We start from the raw sequence: 14,030 nt of genomic DNA, 5'->3' as shown, positions 1-14,030 counted from the left end.
GACCGCTATGACAGCAATGATTGCGCATGTCGTATCATACTTATCTGAGTTCAGATAAGTGGTTATTGTTAGGGTAATTTCGTTCTGTTTGTTATGTATCACGGGACTTGAGCATTACCGCATCATCCCCAATGTAGAGAGAGCGCTATGACTGAGAGTGTAACGGATAAAATGGTTGATACCATTGCCAATAATGAGCTGGCTGATGGTGTAAAACAAGCGGGTAACTGGGTTGTCGATAATCAGGAGCTGTTAATCCAGTATGGCGTTAACCTGATTTCTGCCTTATTAATTCTGTTTATTGGTAATCTGGTATCGAAAGGGGTGGCGAGCGGCTTCGGCAAAATGCTGCGCCGCAAGCAAATGGATGAAGCGGTTGTCAAATTCCTGCAGTCAATGGTCCGCTACCTGTTGTTTGTGATAGTGCTGATTGCGGCATTAAGCCGAGTGGGTGTGCAAACGGCCTCTGTGGTAGCTGTCATCGGTGCCGCCGGCCTGGCTATCGGCCTGGCCTTGCAGGGCTCACTGTCCAACTTCGCTGCCGGTGTGCTGATTGTTGCCTTCCGTCCTTTTAAATCAGGCGATTATGTTGAAGTGGCCGGGGTGGCCGGTTCTGTCGAATCTATTCAGGTTTTTCAGACCGTACTGAATACCCCGGACAACAAAATGGTGGTTGTCCCTAATGCGGCTGTGATTGGTGGAGCTATCACCAACTACTCCAGGCATGAAACCCGTCGTATTGATTATGTCATCGGGGTTTCGTACAAATCGGATCTGAAGAAAACCAAAGAAGTGCTCAAGCGCGTTTTGGATGCAGAGCCTCGCTTACTGAAAACGCCTGCGCCAACTATTGGTGTAGTGGCTCTGGCTGACTCTTCGGTGAATTTTGTAGTTCGTCCCTGGGTGAAAACCGCCGATTACTGGGCCGTCTATTTTGATTTGCTCCAGGCGATCAAAGAAGAGCTGGATAAAGAAGGTATTGAGATTCCCTTTCCGCAAATGGATGTGTACCTCAACAAAGTTGAAGAATAATGTTCAGCTAAATTGCAACAACAATGGAGCCGTTTGGCTCCATTGTTGTTTTTGGCACGTACCATGCAGATGCTAGAAAATATACTGTGTCAGCAGGCCTTGAGCCAGATGGGCCGCAATAATGAACATCATGGCGGCAACGGCAATATCGATGCCACGTTTGACTTTGGGCCGGGACAAGGTTGGCGCCATCTTCGCTGCGGCAATCGACAAGGTATAGAACCAAACGAATGATGCCAATATCGTACCTATGGCAAAAGCAATGCGGTCCTGGCCCTCAAACTGCCCGCCAATCGAACCCAGAATAACAACGGTATCCAGGTACAGGTGCGGATTGAGTACAGTAACAGCCAGCGCGCCAGCAACTACGGCCCGTCTGCCGCGAGCCAGTGTTTGTCTTTGTGCCTCTTCTTCAGAGGCCTGACTAAAGGCACTTTTCAGAGACAGGCTACCGTAAAACAGCAGAAAAGCGATCCCACCCAAGGTCACAGCCAGCAGCACGCTTTCGTTGCTGGAAAGCAGCGCGCCGCCACCAAATACACCCAGACTGATGAACAACACATCAAGCAGGCAGCATACAGTGGCAGTGGTTAAATGATGATTACGTTTAATGCCTTGATTGAGTACATACGCATTTTGAGCGCCAATCGGAATAATCATGCTGGCGCCAAGGCCAAAGCCTTGCAGTAACGGCCATAGACTCATGAGTGATATTGTCCTTATTCTGTGGTGAAAGTGACGGCTACATCTGGCTAAAGCTTAAATCACTCGCTATGATTTAGTAAATCTAATAATTTTTATGATTTATTAGACTTCCTAATATTGAGGGTGGGCATGGAAGGACTGGATTATCGCTGGGTACAGGCGTTGGACGCAGTCGTGTCACAGCGAGGATTTGAACGGGCGGCAGAAATGCTATGCATCACTCAGTCTGCGGTTTCGCAGCGGATAAAGCAGCTGGAAAAACACATGGCTCAGCCATTGCTGGTGCGTGAGCAGCCACCAAGGCCCACACCAGCAGGACAAAAATTGCTGGGTTTGTACCGCCGTGTTCGCCTGCTGGAGCAGGAGTTACTGCCGGATATCCGCCCTGGTGAGCAAAGCCAGCCATTACAAATGTCCATCGCTACAAATGCTGACAGTCTGGCCACCTGGTTGCTGCCGGCGCTCAGCCCGCTGCTCAAACAGCGTCGCATCGAAATTAACCTGATGCTGGAAGATGAAAGCAGAACCCTCGACAGGTTGCGCAGCGGGGAAGTGGTCGGGGCTATCAGCATGGAGGCCACGGCAATGCCTGGCTGTGTGTCTGATTACCTTGGCCGGATGGATTATTTGTGTGTCGCCAGCCCGGACTTTCAGACGAAGTATTTTGCTGATGGAGTCACCCGCGAGGCACTGATGCGCGCCCCTGCTGTAGCATTTGACCAGTATGACGATATGCATGAAGTCTTCATTCAGCAGCATTTTAATCTGCCTCGTGGCAGCGTGCTGACCCACAGGGTGCGCTCCTCAGAGGCTTTCGTCAAACTGGCGCTACAGGGAGCGGCATACTGCCTGATCCCTAAAATTCAGATAGAGTCAGAACTGGCAAGCGGCGAGTTGGTCAACCTGACCCCGGGTATCATGCTGACCCGCAGAATTTACTGGCATCACTGGGCGCTGGAAAGTGGTGTCTTTAGTGAAGTGACAGCTCAGTTGCTTGATCATGCCAGAAACCGTCTGCCCCAGTGAGGGGAGTCAGCGTATTCTGGAATTGATAAATGTCATTTTAATAAAATGATGTGCAAAATTTTTTGCGATCCAGGGATAATTTTTCTCTGTCCGGTGTCAAAAACAGCATAAGGCCAATGAGCTGAAACCTAACGTTATGATTTGGATGGTGTTATGAAAAAAACCTTACTTGCTGTTTGTTTGAGTGGAGCGACTCTGATCAGTCCGTTGGCAATGGCAGAAGACAGTTTTCCCCGTCTGGAAACCATTGGTGTGGGTGAAATAACTGCTCAACCGGACATGGCTGTGTTTACAGTGGCGGTTGAAGAAAATCGTAAAACTGCTCAGGAAGCGAAACAGGCCGCGGATAAAGCCGTCACGGCCTTTATGGAGCGCTTGCAAAAAAGCGGCGTAAAACGTGCGGATATTGAAAGCGCCAATATTTATCTGCATCCGCAGTATCACAGCAGCAACGATGCGCCACCTGAACTGGTGGGTTATCAGGCTTCACGTCAGGTGACTGTGACTGTTCGTGATTTAGAACAACTCAATACCTACCTGGACAGTGCGCTGGGGGATGGAATCAACCGGATTCAGAACATAGAGCTGAAAGTCAGCGATGCCGATAAGTACATGGAGCAAGCTCGCCAGGCCGCCATCAAAGATGCGCAAAGTAAGGCCAAGTCACTGGCACAAGGTTTTGATACCGACATCGATGGCGTGTGGAATATCCGCTATTTCGATCCTATGCCGCGACCGGTGATGGGGCGAATGAAAATGGATGCAGCGATGGAAACTCAGGCCACCTATCAGGACGCCGAAATTACTTTCCGTGACAGAGTGGAAGTGGTTTTCCGCCTGGAAAAATAACGCTATGCGTCAGACAGAAAGAAGCTCACCCCAGGGTGAGCTTCTTGGTTTAAGGGGCGTGCCAGAATTAATGCAGAATACGGGCACGGACTGTGCCGTCAATGGCCTTCAGCTTATTCAGTGCTTCTTCAGATCGCTCGGTCTCAACGTCAATCACCACATAACCCAGCTCAGGGCTGGTTTGCAGATACTGAGCGGCAATGTTGATACCTTCAGCGGCGAAAATTGTGGTGATCTGATTCAGAATGCCCGGGCGGTTTTCGTGAATGTGCAGCAGGCGCGAACAGCCACGGTGCTCAGGTAATGACACCTCAGGGAAGCCAACGGCCGACACAGTTGAACCGTTGTCTGAGTATTTCACTATTTTGCCCGCCACTTCGATACCGATGTTTTGCTGAGCTTCCTGAGTCGAACCACCGATGTGTGGAGTCAGAATCACGTTATCAAAGCGCGTCAGCGGTGACTCGAACTGATCTTTATTGGTTTTAGGCTCGACCGGGAAGACATCAATCGCAGCACCTGCCAGATGTTTGCTTTCCAGTGCACTGCACAGTGCATCTATGTCGACGACTGTGCCGCGCGCGGCATTGATAAAGATGGAACCCGGCTTCATGCGCGCGAATTCTTCGGCACCCATCAGGTTCTGAGTATCCAGCGTTTCAGGAACGTGCAGACTGATAACATCGGATTTATTGAGCAGCTCACTCAGGGAATCAACCTGGGTTGCGTTGCCTAAGGTCAGTTTGTTTTCGATGTCATAGAAATACACATCCATACCCAGGTTTTCAGCCAGAATACTGAGCTGAGTCCCTATGTGACCATAGCCTATGATACCCAGTTTCTTACCACGGGCTTCATAGGAGGAGTCAGCCGTTTTTTGCCATTCACCCCGGTGGGCTTTGGCATTTTTTTCCGGGATACCACGCAGCAGCAGCAATATTTCACCCAGTACCAGCTCAGCCACACTGCGGGTATTGGAGAAGGGGGCGTTAAATACAGGAATACCACGGCGGTTGGCTTCAGCAAGATCAACCTGATTGGTACCAATGCAGAAACAGCCTACAGCAATCAGCTTCTTGGCCGCGTCAAAGACTTCTTCAGTCAGCTGGGTACGGGAACGAATACCTACAAAGTGGGCATCTTTGATTGCGTCGAGCAGTTCATTCCCCGCCAGCGAGCCTTTGTGATACTCGATATTCTCGTAGCCGGCTTGTTTGAGCACTTCAAGTGCAGAGGGGTGAACGCCTTCCAGCAGCAGAATTTTAATCTTGTCTTTATCCAGCGAAACTTTTGCCATGGTCCTTTTCCTTAAAAACAACAGGTATTCCATACAGCGGGCAGGATAACGTGTTCATGCAACAGCACATTGTGATGTCACACGGTGACAGGCGTACATCCTGTGTTGCCGTCTGGTGAGCTTAAACGATTGCGTTCACATTAAAGTATCAAAAATTTCGGTGAAGTGGCGAGAATATTACGAAATGGATAATAAAAAACGGCATATATTATGCCGTTTAGTCATCAAGCCTTATGAATAGCGCTGATACTGTTATTTAGTGACAGTTTTCACGCCATCAGGAGAGCCTACCAGCAGGACATCCGCACCGCGTCGGGCAAAAAGACCGACAGTGACCACGCCTGGCAGCGCATTAATCTTATTTTCCAGATCTTTTGCATCGGTGATTTGCAGATTGTGCACATCTAAGATGATATTGCCGTTATCAGTGATGACACCTTCACGGTATACAGGATCGCCGCCCAGCTTGACTAACTCACGGCCTATGTAGGAGCGTGCCATCGGAATAACTTCAACCGGCAGCGGGAAGGCACCCAGCACATCGACTTCTTTGGTGTTGTCGACAATACAGATGAATTTTTTGGCAATGGCCGCAACAATCTTCTCGCGTGTCAGTGCCGCACCGCCACCTTTGATCATGTCAAAGTCAGGGTTGATTTCGTCTGCACCATCCACGTAGATATCCAGCGCAGACACTTCATTGGCATCAAATACCGGAATATCTAACTCTTCCAGTCGCTGTGTTGATGCAACAGAGCTGGACACAGCACCTTTGATTTCTTCTTTGCGGGTTGCCAGCGCATCGATGAAGTGATTGACGGTAGAGCCGGTACCAACGCCTACAATGCTGTCTTTGGTCACGTAGTCCAGGGCTGCCCAGCCAGCCGCTTTTTTCATTTCATCCTGTGTCATGCTTTTTCCTCGTGATGGCCTATGGATTGCGGAGCGCTGATTATAGCCGACCATTGATACTCTGGCAGGTTAAAATCATGATGAAGATCCCTGTTTAGGCAACTGACAGCTGGATGTTTACCAGTGGTGGTGTGCCGAGGGGGTGATAATAGCTGGCAGTGGTACATCCCAGGCTTCTGCCGGCAGATGCCGGACCTGCTGGCAGTCGTGGGCCAGTCCGAGGGGACGAGGGCCTGCGCTGTTATGGTGCCACTGGCTTAATGTGCGGTCATAGTACCCGCCCCCCATGCCTAACCGTTGTCCCTGTTCATCAAAGGCGACAAGAGGGGTACAGATCAGATCCAATTCGTGAACGGGTTTAACAAGACGAACATCCAGCACAGGCTCGGCAATGCCATAGCGGTTACAATGCATTTTCGTCTCAGGCCGGTAATGCAGAAATAACAAGTGGCCTTTGCTGAAGGGATGTAACACGGGTAGATAAACGTTTTTGTTCTGGTGCCACAGCCATTCGATTAGCGGTTCGGTATCTAACTCACCGTCATTGTTGAGGTATAAAGCCACATGTTGCGACTGGCGAACCTCGCTGAGCTGACAAAAGCGGCTCAGCACAGCCTTACTGGCCTGTTCCTGCTGGTGTGGGGTCAGTGCCTGGCGTTTAAGGCGCACCTGCTGACGAAGCTGTTGGCGTGTGGTTTGGGTTGTTTGGCCGGTAAAGCCTTGCGGGAGAGATGCATCCATAACATTCTATGCCTGTCGTCGCCTGCTCAAAGAGAGAACTGCTGGCTGTGAGCAGAATAGAAAAAGAGGGGGTGCCCCAAGGTGCCGTTGCGAATTGTAGCCCTTGAACCAGACGTTCAAGGTGGATCGGCAACATTAACCGTAGGCTTCTCAGTCGTGCTGAGCATGCTCAATAGCTAATAAAAGCAAATCCTGGTTTTTTGCTTATCGGCTCGGGGACGTCGATTCGCTGACGCACACCCCAGGGTCAATCCATTATCAACGTTGCGGTTGATTTTGCAATGCCTCAGTCAGAGTTTCTGTAATTTGACCGATGCGCTCGGACAAAGAATCGGCATTGTTGTTAAATTCTTTTCGTTCGTTATGCAGTTCACTGCAGATGTTCAGCCCGGTAAACATCAGTAACTGCTCCGGGTTGGAGATTTTGGTTCGCTGCGACAGTTCATTCAGGCGACTGTCAAAATCCGCCGCGGCTGCACGTAGCGCTGTTTCCTGGCCAACGGGGCAATTTACCTTAATGGTCCGGCCTAAAATTTCAATTTCAACTGCCTGCGAGCTCATAGCTGTTTTGTATCCGTGTCAGTCACTGTGAATTCGTGAAGCGAAGATCGGCCGCTAATATAGAAAAAGCCTATTTAACTTGCAAGCATGCGACCTGACTGCATGAGCGACCTGCAAGCGAGATGACAAATCTTCATCAGTTCGGTGTTATTTTTGCCGTTGAGCCGATGAATGCCAGTAAAAATATCGACTCAATCAATCGCCTTTTGCTTTAGGTTAGCCTGAATCCAGCCTAAGTGGTAGCATATCACAAACCCATCTGACACCAATCTTATTAAGGTGAAAAAGCCCATGAGCGAAGTAAAATTGCCGGCTTATGAAGCGGTGGAAACCGCGCTGAAAAGTCAGTCTCTGGCGGTTACGCCCTCAGAATTACACGGATTACTGACGGGTATGCTGTGCGGCGGTTTACCCGCTGTCGGCGAGCATTGGATTGGTCCGATCTCGGATTACGCCAACAATGGCGAATCTCTGGACGGTGACGCCAGAACGCTGACACAAAATCTGGTGGATATTACTTCTAAGGAATTGGCTGGTACGGGGTTTGACGCGTCTTTGTTGCTGCCAGATGATGATGTGGATTTGATGGTGCGGGCTGAAGCTTTGAGTGAATGGGTTAACTGTTTCTTGTCCGGATTGGGTCTGATGGGACTGAATCAAGAAAAATTGCCAGCTTCAGTGCAGGAAGCCTTGGGCGATCTGCAGGATATCGCGCAGCTGGGGATCGACGATGAGGATGATCTGGAAGAGCAGGCGACGTTGTTTGAGCAGGTCATAGAGCATGTCCGAATGTGCACGCTGACCTGTTATTTCGAGCTGGTGTCACGACATCAGTCGGGTCAGGGCGATGCGCCTACGCTGCACTGACAGGGCAGGTTTGAGGTAAAACAGACGTGAAGCAGTATGATGTTGTCATTGCAGGGGGAGCCATGACGGGTGCCAGCCTGGCCCTTGCATTGGATACCCTGAGTAAGGGTAATTTGCGCATTGCCGTTGTTGAAGCGGTTTCTCCTGAACAGGCAGGCCATCCCGGCTATGATGCCCGCAGTATTGCTATGTCTTTAGGCTCCGTCCGCTTGATGGAGCAACTCGGCCTCTGGTCATTTCTGGCGGGCGAAGCCACGGCTATCTCTCGTATTCATGTGTCTGATCGCGGCCATCCCGGCTTAGCCCGTATGTCTGCCAGTGAGTATGGGATCAGTGCGCTGGGCTATGTCATTGAACTGGCGCAGGCGGGCTCTGTATTCCTTGAGCAGTTGTCGGAAAGGGCGGCGATTGATCTGTTTTGCCCGGCCAGAATCCATACGCTGCATCGCGAACAGGATGTGGTCAGCCTGCAGCTCACTAACGGTGAATCTTTGCAGGCCAGCTTACTGGTGGCGGCCGATGGCGGGGTGTCCGGCTGCTGCGCGCAACTGGGCATAGGTCATCAGAGCCTGGACTTTGAACAGGTCGCTGTGATTGCCAATATCTCTACCGCTTTATCTCATCAGGGCGAAGCCTTTGAACGATTCACGCCTTACGGCCCCCTGGCTTTGTTGCCGATGAGTCAGGGACGAAGCTCGCTGGTATGGTGCATATCGCCGGAACAGCAGCAGGAAGTGATGGGATGGGACGACGAAACGTTTCTGGCGCAGTTACAGTCCAGCTTTGGCTGGCGTATGGGCAAGATGGTAAAAACCGGCCAGCGATTTGTGTATCCGCTGAGTCTGCGACAGGCTGAGCGACGGGTTTCTCACCGTTTTGCTGTGGTCGGCAATGCTGCTCAGACACTGCATCCGATAGCCGGGCAGGGGTTCAATCTGGGCTTGCGTGATGTCGTGACCCTGGCTGAGGAAGTGGTGGCTGGCTATCAGGCCGGTGAAGACCCGGGATCAACGGCGATACTGAGCCGCTTTCGGCAACGTCGCGAGCCAGACCAGGCCGCAACGGTGGCTATGACCACATGCCTGGTGAAACTGTTTGCAAATGAGCACTGGCCTTTGGTCGCCGGGCGCAATGCCGGCCTGATGGCGATGAGTGTAATGGATACAATTAAAGCGCCGCTGATGAAGCGGGCGATGGGACAGGTAGACAGATAATCATGATGCAAAGTGTGGATATAGCTATTATCGGTGGCGGTATGGTGGGGTTAACTCTGGCTGCAGCCCTGGCCGATACTGATCTTCGTATTGCCGTCATTGAAGGCCAGTTGCCTGACCCTGAACTGGCCCCGTTACCGGATGTCCGTGTCTCTGCATTGAGCCGTGCCAGTGAGCGGATTTTGCAGCGGGTCGGAGCCTGGCCAGGCATGGCTGAGCGCAGAGTCAGCCCTTATCAGCAGATGGATGTCTGGGAGCAGGACAGCTTTGCGCATATCAGTTTTGATGCTGCCTCTCTGGCGCAGCCTGATCTTGGCCATATCGTCGAGAATCGCGTGATTCAGCTGGCACTGCTGGACAAAGTGAAAACTCAGCCTAATGTGACCATGATTGCCCCGGTGCGCTGCCAGCAGCTGGCTTTTGGTGAGCGCGAAGCCTGGCTGACGCTGGACAACGGTCAGAGCCTGACGGCCAAGCTGGTAGTGGGGGCGGATGGCGCCAATTCATGGGTGCGCAGACAGATGGATATCCCGCTGACTCACTGGGATTATGGTCATCACGCCATTGTTGCCAACATTCGTTGTTCTGAGTCCCACACGCGCACCGCCAGACAAATTTTTACCCCTGATGGCCCACTGGCATTTCTGCCCTTGTCAGAACCGGATCTGTGTTCGATTGTGTGGTCTGTCTCGCCGCAGAAGGCGGAAGACTTGATGGCCCTGGATGCCGACAGCTTCAGCAATCAGTTGTCCGCGGCGTTTGATTGCCGGCTGGGATTGTGCCGTCTGGAAGGCGAACGTCAGGCTGTGCCTCTGAAAATGCGTTATGCCCGTGATTTTGTGCGTGAGCGTGTGGCGCTGATTGGTGATGCCGCGCATACGATTCATCCGCTGGCGGGGCAAGGGGTGAATCTGGGGTTGCTGGATGCTGCCAGCCTAGCGGAAACTCTGAGTCTGCTGTGGCGTCAGGACAAGGACATAGGGGCCCGCCAGCATCTGCGTTATTTTGAACGCTGGCGAAAAGCGGAAGCGGCGAAAATGATTGCGGCTATGCAAGCGTTCCGGGAGCTGTTTGATGGCAGTCATCCGGCGAAAAAGCTGATCCGTGATGTGGGGCTGTTGCTGGTCAACCATGCGCCTGGGGTTAAAGATCAGTTTATGCGCCGGGCCCTGGGGTTGAGCGGAGAGCTGCCTGCGTTAGCCAGAGTTGAGTAAGGTTCTTTTAACTGAATGCTAATTCTGAAAAGCCGTCTCGCGAGAGGCGGCTTTTTTTGTGAGTCCATTTGCTTTCAATCTGTTTTTTTTCTCCTAAAGTAATAACAGTTAGGCAAGACGAAGCCTTTGTAAGGGAAGGTTAGACCTCTTTTTGTGAACATATCGGCGTCGCCGTTTTGGTAAGGATCTACTTATGGCTCATATTCCTTCTGAATTGAAATTCACTAATACTCATGAATGGGTACGTCCCGAAGGGGACGGTATCTATACTGTCGGCATCACAGATCACGCGCAGCAAATGCTGGGGGATATGGTGTTTGTTGATTTACCGGAAGTGGAAAGAGTCACTGAGGCTGGCGATGAGTTTGCGGTGGCGGAATCGGTTAAAGCGGCGTCAGATGTGTATGCACCTATATCCGGGGTTGTGGTGGCTATCAATGAAGACCTCGAATTGTCTCCTGAGCTGGTGAATAACGATCCGTACGGAGATGGCTGGCTGATTCAGATAAAAGCCGATGATGAAGGTGAGCTGGATGAATTGCTGGATGCCGAAGGGTATCAGGAGTTTACCTCTGAAGAAGACTGATATCAGCGAAACATAATAATCAGGCGATGTGTTCTGCCTGTGATGCTGGATAGTTGCCAACCATGCTGCGACAGCATCAGGTTTTTTAACTGAATGTAAATTATGAAGAGCCGTTTCGAAAGAGGCGGCTTTTTTTGTTGGCTCAATGACTTTCAATCTGATTTTTTTATCCTAAAGTAATCTTAGGAAGGGCTGAGTGCCCTTGAGGTAATACTAACCAAGTTGCGCTTTTGTTTTGGTATATCACCAAACGGGCACTTTAGACTTTAATAAGGATAACGTTATGATTCATATTCCACCTGAATTGAAGTATACCGAATCACACGAATGGGTACGTGCTGAAGGTAATGGTGTTTATACCATCGGAATCACGGATCACGCACAGCAATTGTTAGGGGAGATGGTGTACGTTGAATTACCGGAAATTGACAACGCATTTGAAGCGGGCGAGGAGTTTGGGTCTGCAGAATCAGTCAAAGCGGTATCAGAGGTATATGTACCAGTATCCGGGGTAGTGGTGGCAATCAATGAAGAGCTGGAGGGGGCTCCTTATTTGTTGAATGACTCTCCATACGGAGATGGCTGGCTGATTAAGATAAAGGCCAATGATGAATCTGCTCTGGATGATTTGCTTGATGCGAAAGCTTATGCGGAGTTAGCGCGTGAAGAAGAGGATTAGCGCTCAAGCAGGAATCATCTATTAGGCCGGTAGTTAACCGGCCTTGATTGTATTAAGCCGCTTCTTTGAGCCGACGGATCTCCATATTCACTTCTTTCACGGTTTTGAAATGACGTTGTTCTGCTTTCACGGGCAGTTTGAGCAGCCCATTGTCAAATTCATACCCGCCACGACCGTCAATGTATAAGCGGCCACTGAATAGCCTGCTGACGTGTTTGGCTACCAGTTTCGGTAAATATTGTTTAAACATGCGCATAATGATGAGCAACCTTGCCTTATTTCTATTGTTGTTGTGTTTATTTCGCGGCCATTATAGAGAATTGACTATGAAATATTTGTGATACTCTCAGCATAATGTTTATGTAAAATGATGGCTTAGTGTAATTAATTTTTACAGATTTATCATTGCGCAGAGTATTATTCTGAATTGATGTGTGAATACTCAATTAAAACTGGCGGGATTCCGGTATGGGTCAATTCCGCTACATTTCTTTTTTTCTTATTTTTATCAGTTGCTTATAGTTATCTGGTTGGGTTTGGCCAGTTGTCTGTCACGGTATTTGCTGCAGGAATGTATTGGTGTTTTTTTGTACAGCTGGATGAGGTGAAGACCATAAAAAAGTGTTTTCTGCTAACCTGTGCCACTGCTCTGATCTGTGCGTTAAATTGCGAAAAGGGTGAATGATTACGCAAAAAATGGGAGGGAGGCCCGTTTTTGGCTAGCGACAGATATTGCCATACAGGGGGGCGCACAACTGAACAAGATCTTGCATCGCCAGCTCAATCCCTGCCATGCGATCACCACTGCTGATATTCACTGTCTGATAGTGAGAGAGTGACAGGTCAAAAACCACAGGCAGCGGCTGTCTGAGCCCGATAGGGGCCACAGTGCCGATAGTCAGACCTGTGACTTCTTCAACGTCTTGGGCGTCGGCGCACGTCATCCTGCAGCAGCCAAATAATGTGCGGACTTTTTTAGGATCAACCTGCCTGGTGCCGGGCACACACGCCAGAACGTGTAACCCGCCCATATCCCGCAGAAGTATCGACTTGACCATCTGATGTGGCTCTACGCCTCGCTCTTCGGCAGCTTCTTGTATGGTGCGGGCGGGCTTGTTATGAGGGAGCAGCAGGAAGTTAACCCCTTCCTGCTGCAGATAACGCGTGATGGGAGTATCCAGCATTACGCCTCTTCATCCAGCGAATACGGCAGTGGCAGTTGTTGCCACTGGTTTTCAGGTTCGGCAGCCAGACGAAAAGCCGTGTCTGGCTCCAGATCATTGGGCAGTACGACCAATGCCAGAGACTGATGATCACTGAACTGATAGCCAGCAATGATTGTGCCGCCTTTGCGCCAGTTGTCACCGACACTGCGCTCCAGCACATCGCCGGCTTTCGGGCAGTTTTCGGCCTGGCCAGAGACTATGTACATGGCCCGTTTGTTGATGCCGCGCCATTTGGCCCTGGCGACCGTTTCCTGACCGGTATAGCAGCCTTTTTTGAAGTTGATGCCGTTAAGTGCCTGCAAGTTCATGGATTGTGGAATGAATTCCAGCCCGGTTTCGGTGTCAATACGGGGCAGGGCCTGGCGAATATCGTAAAGATCCCAGAGTGAGTCGTCTGACAATACGGCCTTGGCGGCGATTTTCTCTGCGATCTCACCGGCTGCGGCGCTATCAACCGCCAGGAGCCAGCGCTGCGCATCAATTTTTACCGCGGTCCCCTTGTCGAATGCCCGTACCTCTCCTTCACCACCCAGCACATTGTCTATGGTGGCTTGTGCCTGCTCACCTGTCAGGCCCAGCAAGACGTCGGTACTGGCTTCTATAGTGGTTTTTGAAAAGATGGCGTACTTTTTCAGTTCCGGCAATTGGGTGTCCATGACGCTTTTACGCTGCAGCCAGCCCAGACCGTCCCTGTGATGAAAGAGGCGAAAGATGGTGCGCATCTTACCTTTGGCGTCACAGTGCGCGCCAAGCGTGGACTGCCTGGCATTCAGAGACACGACATCGCAGGTGACTTGTCCCTGTAAGTAGGAAATGCTGTCCTGACCAACCAGAGTCACCAGTCCCCATTGGGTGAGATTTACCAGGGCAAGTGATGGCAGAGGAGCGTCAGCGGAAAGTGAAAGTGTGTCGAATTGCAAAGTATCTGACCAGGTGCTCATAGTCGAATCCGTCGTTGATAAGGAAAGCTGGCTTCAGCTTTCAGAAAAGCTTCGAATAAGCGCTATGTTATCGCTCTGGCTGAGCTTTGTCAGCCTGCATGCAAAAGTACCTGAGTTTTTGTGTCGGGTATTATCACGACCAGCTCTCATTTTGTTGTGCCATATGTGACTGCAGATAGT

Annotated in this window: 16 protein-coding genes and 1 other RNA gene; 8 read left to right on the top strand and 9 right to left on the bottom strand. The window is 50.7% G+C overall.

Annotation, left to right across the window (positions count from 1 at the left end; genetic code table 11):
• Positions 1 to 147 precede the first annotated feature (147 nt).
• Complete coding sequence (gene mscS, locus KCG43_RS07920) at positions 148 to 1,032, top strand: small-conductance mechanosensitive channel MscS (protein ID WP_218384259.1); 885 nt, start codon at positions 148 to 150, stop codon at positions 1,030 to 1,032.
• A gap of 72 nt (positions 1,033 to 1,104) precedes the next feature.
• On the opposite strand, the gene KCG43_RS07915 is transcribed toward mscS, so the two are convergent.
• Positions 1,105 to 1,737 (bottom strand): LysE/ArgO family amino acid transporter, encoded by a 633-nt coding sequence (locus KCG43_RS07915; protein WP_192015751.1) that lies wholly within the window; start codon positions 1,735 to 1,737, stop codon positions 1,105 to 1,107.
• Positions 1,738 to 1,866: 129 nt separating this feature from the next.
• Between KCG43_RS07915 and KCG43_RS07910 the strand changes: the two genes are divergently transcribed.
• Positions 1,867 to 2,763, top strand: coding sequence for a LysR family transcriptional regulator ArgP (locus tag KCG43_RS07910; protein WP_192015750.1), 897 nt, complete (start codon positions 1,867 to 1,869; stop codon positions 2,761 to 2,763).
• A 153-nt stretch (positions 2,764 to 2,916) separates the two neighbouring features.
• Positions 2,917 to 3,612 (top strand): oxidative stress defense protein, encoded by a 696-nt coding sequence (locus KCG43_RS07905; protein ID WP_218384258.1) that lies wholly within the window; start codon positions 2,917 to 2,919, stop codon positions 3,610 to 3,612.
• A gap of 67 nt (positions 3,613 to 3,679) precedes the next feature.
• Here KCG43_RS07905 and serA read toward each other — a convergent pair whose 3' ends face one another.
• From serA to KCG43_RS07880, 5 genes are all read right to left on the bottom strand, one after another.
• Positions 3,680 to 4,909, bottom strand: a complete 1,230-nt coding sequence (serA, locus tag KCG43_RS07900) for a phosphoglycerate dehydrogenase (protein WP_192015748.1) — start codon at positions 4,907 to 4,909, stop codon at positions 3,680 to 3,682.
• A gap of 252 nt (positions 4,910 to 5,161) precedes the next feature.
• A complete protein-coding gene (rpiA, locus tag KCG43_RS07895; protein WP_192015747.1) occupies positions 5,162 to 5,821 on the bottom strand; it encodes a ribose-5-phosphate isomerase RpiA in 660 nt (219 codons plus the stop codon).
• Between the two features lie 117 nt (positions 5,822 to 5,938).
• Positions 5,939 to 6,562, bottom strand: coding sequence for a 5-formyltetrahydrofolate cyclo-ligase (locus KCG43_RS07890; protein ID WP_218384257.1), 624 nt, complete (start codon positions 6,560 to 6,562; stop codon positions 5,939 to 5,941).
• A 69-nt stretch (positions 6,563 to 6,631) separates the two neighbouring features.
• A non-coding RNA gene (ssrS, locus tag KCG43_RS07885) (6S RNA) lies at positions 6,632 to 6,813 on the bottom strand.
• Positions 6,814 to 6,820: 7 nt separating this feature from the next.
• A complete protein-coding gene (locus tag KCG43_RS07880; RefSeq protein ID WP_192015745.1) occupies positions 6,821 to 7,123 on the bottom strand; it encodes a cell division protein ZapA in 303 nt (100 codons plus the stop codon).
• Between the two features lie 291 nt (positions 7,124 to 7,414).
• On the opposite strand from KCG43_RS07880, the gene KCG43_RS07875 reads away from it, so the two are divergent.
• The 5 genes from KCG43_RS07875 (at position 7,415) to gcvH (KCG43_RS07855) (ending at position 11,683) form a co-directional block, all read left to right on the top strand.
• Complete coding sequence (locus KCG43_RS07875; protein ID WP_192015744.1) at positions 7,415 to 7,990, top strand: UPF0149 family protein; 576 nt, start codon at positions 7,415 to 7,417, stop codon at positions 7,988 to 7,990.
• A 26-nt stretch (positions 7,991 to 8,016) separates the two neighbouring features.
• Entirely contained in the window at positions 8,017 to 9,204 is a 1,188-nt protein-coding gene (ubiH, locus tag KCG43_RS07870) for a 2-octaprenyl-6-methoxyphenyl hydroxylase (RefSeq protein ID WP_218384256.1), read from the top strand.
• 2 nt (positions 9,205 to 9,206) lie between these two features.
• Positions 9,207 to 10,418 (top strand): FAD-dependent 2-octaprenylphenol hydroxylase, encoded by a 1,212-nt coding sequence (locus tag KCG43_RS07865; RefSeq protein WP_218384255.1) that lies wholly within the window; start codon positions 9,207 to 9,209, stop codon positions 10,416 to 10,418.
• A 202-nt stretch (positions 10,419 to 10,620) separates the two neighbouring features.
• Positions 10,621 to 11,004, top strand: coding sequence for a glycine cleavage system protein GcvH (gene gcvH, locus KCG43_RS07860; protein ID WP_370630673.1), 384 nt, complete (start codon positions 10,621 to 10,623; stop codon positions 11,002 to 11,004).
• Between the two features lie 292 nt (positions 11,005 to 11,296).
• The gene (gene gcvH, locus KCG43_RS07855; RefSeq protein ID WP_330872759.1) at positions 11,297 to 11,683 is read left to right on the top strand and encodes a glycine cleavage system protein GcvH; all 387 of its coding nucleotides are present in this window, start codon (positions 11,297 to 11,299) and stop codon (positions 11,681 to 11,683) included.
• Between the two features lie 52 nt (positions 11,684 to 11,735).
• On the opposite strand, the gene KCG43_RS07850 is transcribed toward gcvH (KCG43_RS07855), so the two are convergent.
• From KCG43_RS07850 to ygfZ, 3 genes are all read right to left on the bottom strand, one after another.
• Positions 11,736 to 11,939 (bottom strand): DUF1107 domain-containing protein, encoded by a 204-nt coding sequence (locus tag KCG43_RS07850; protein WP_027253583.1) that lies wholly within the window; start codon positions 11,937 to 11,939, stop codon positions 11,736 to 11,738.
• Positions 11,940 to 12,402: 463 nt separating this feature from the next.
• The gene (locus tag KCG43_RS07845) at positions 12,403 to 12,867 is read right to left on the bottom strand and encodes an aminoacyl-tRNA deacylase (protein ID WP_218384252.1); all 465 of its coding nucleotides are present in this window, start codon (positions 12,865 to 12,867) and stop codon (positions 12,403 to 12,405) included.
• On the bottom strand, positions 12,867 to 13,850 hold the full coding sequence (ygfZ, locus tag KCG43_RS07840; RefSeq protein ID WP_218384250.1) for a tRNA-modifying protein YgfZ: 984 nt from the start codon (positions 13,848 to 13,850) through the stop codon (positions 12,867 to 12,869). Before ygfZ ends, KCG43_RS07845 begins: the two co-directional genes overlap by 1 nt.
• Positions 13,851 to 14,030: the final 180 nt, after the last annotated feature.

It is taken from the genome of Photobacterium sp. WH24 (assembly GCF_019204055.1).
GTDB classification, from domain to species: domain Bacteria; phylum Pseudomonadota; class Gammaproteobacteria; order Enterobacterales; family Vibrionaceae; genus Photobacterium; species Photobacterium arenosum.
Note: the sequence above shows the minus strand (reverse complement) of the source record. Positions and strands in the feature narration are given on the sequence as shown.

Bases quoted from the DNA above. Each gene is read 5' to 3' on its own strand.
- KCG43_RS07880 (WP_192015745.1), bottom strand. From the start codon at position 7,123: ATGAGCTCGCAGGCAGTTGAAATTGAAATTTTAGGCCGGACCATTAAG.
- KCG43_RS07850 (WP_027253583.1), bottom strand. From the start codon at position 11,939: ATGCGCATGTTTAAACAATATTTACCGAAACTGGTAGCCAAACACGTC.
- KCG43_RS07905 (WP_218384258.1), top strand. From the start codon at position 2,917: ATGAAAAAAACCTTACTTGCTGTTTGTTTGAGTGGAGCGACTCTGATC.
- serA (WP_192015748.1), bottom strand. From the start codon at position 4,909: ATGGCAAAAGTTTCGCTGGATAAAGACAAGATTAAAATTCTGCTGCTG.
- KCG43_RS07875 (WP_192015744.1), top strand. From the start codon at position 7,415: ATGAGCGAAGTAAAATTGCCGGCTTATGAAGCGGTGGAAACCGCGCTG.
- ygfZ (WP_218384250.1), bottom strand. From the start codon at position 13,850: ATGAGCACCTGGTCAGATACTTTGCAATTCGACACACTTTCACTTTCC.
- KCG43_RS07910 (WP_192015750.1), top strand. From the start codon at position 1,867: ATGGAAGGACTGGATTATCGCTGGGTACAGGCGTTGGACGCAGTCGTG.
- KCG43_RS07865 (WP_218384255.1), top strand. From the start codon at position 9,207: ATGATGCAAAGTGTGGATATAGCTATTATCGGTGGCGGTATGGTGGGG.
- rpiA (WP_192015747.1), bottom strand. From the start codon at position 5,821: ATGACACAGGATGAAATGAAAAAAGCGGCTGGCTGGGCAGCCCTGGAC.
- KCG43_RS07915 (WP_192015751.1), bottom strand. From the start codon at position 1,737: ATGAGTCTATGGCCGTTACTGCAAGGCTTTGGCCTTGGCGCCAGCATG.
- KCG43_RS07845 (WP_218384252.1), bottom strand. From the start codon at position 12,867: ATGCTGGATACTCCCATCACGCGTTATCTGCAGCAGGAAGGGGTTAAC.
- KCG43_RS07890 (WP_218384257.1), bottom strand. From the start codon at position 6,562: ATGGATGCATCTCTCCCGCAAGGCTTTACCGGCCAAACAACCCAAACC.
- mscS (WP_218384259.1), top strand. From the start codon at position 148: ATGACTGAGAGTGTAACGGATAAAATGGTTGATACCATTGCCAATAAT.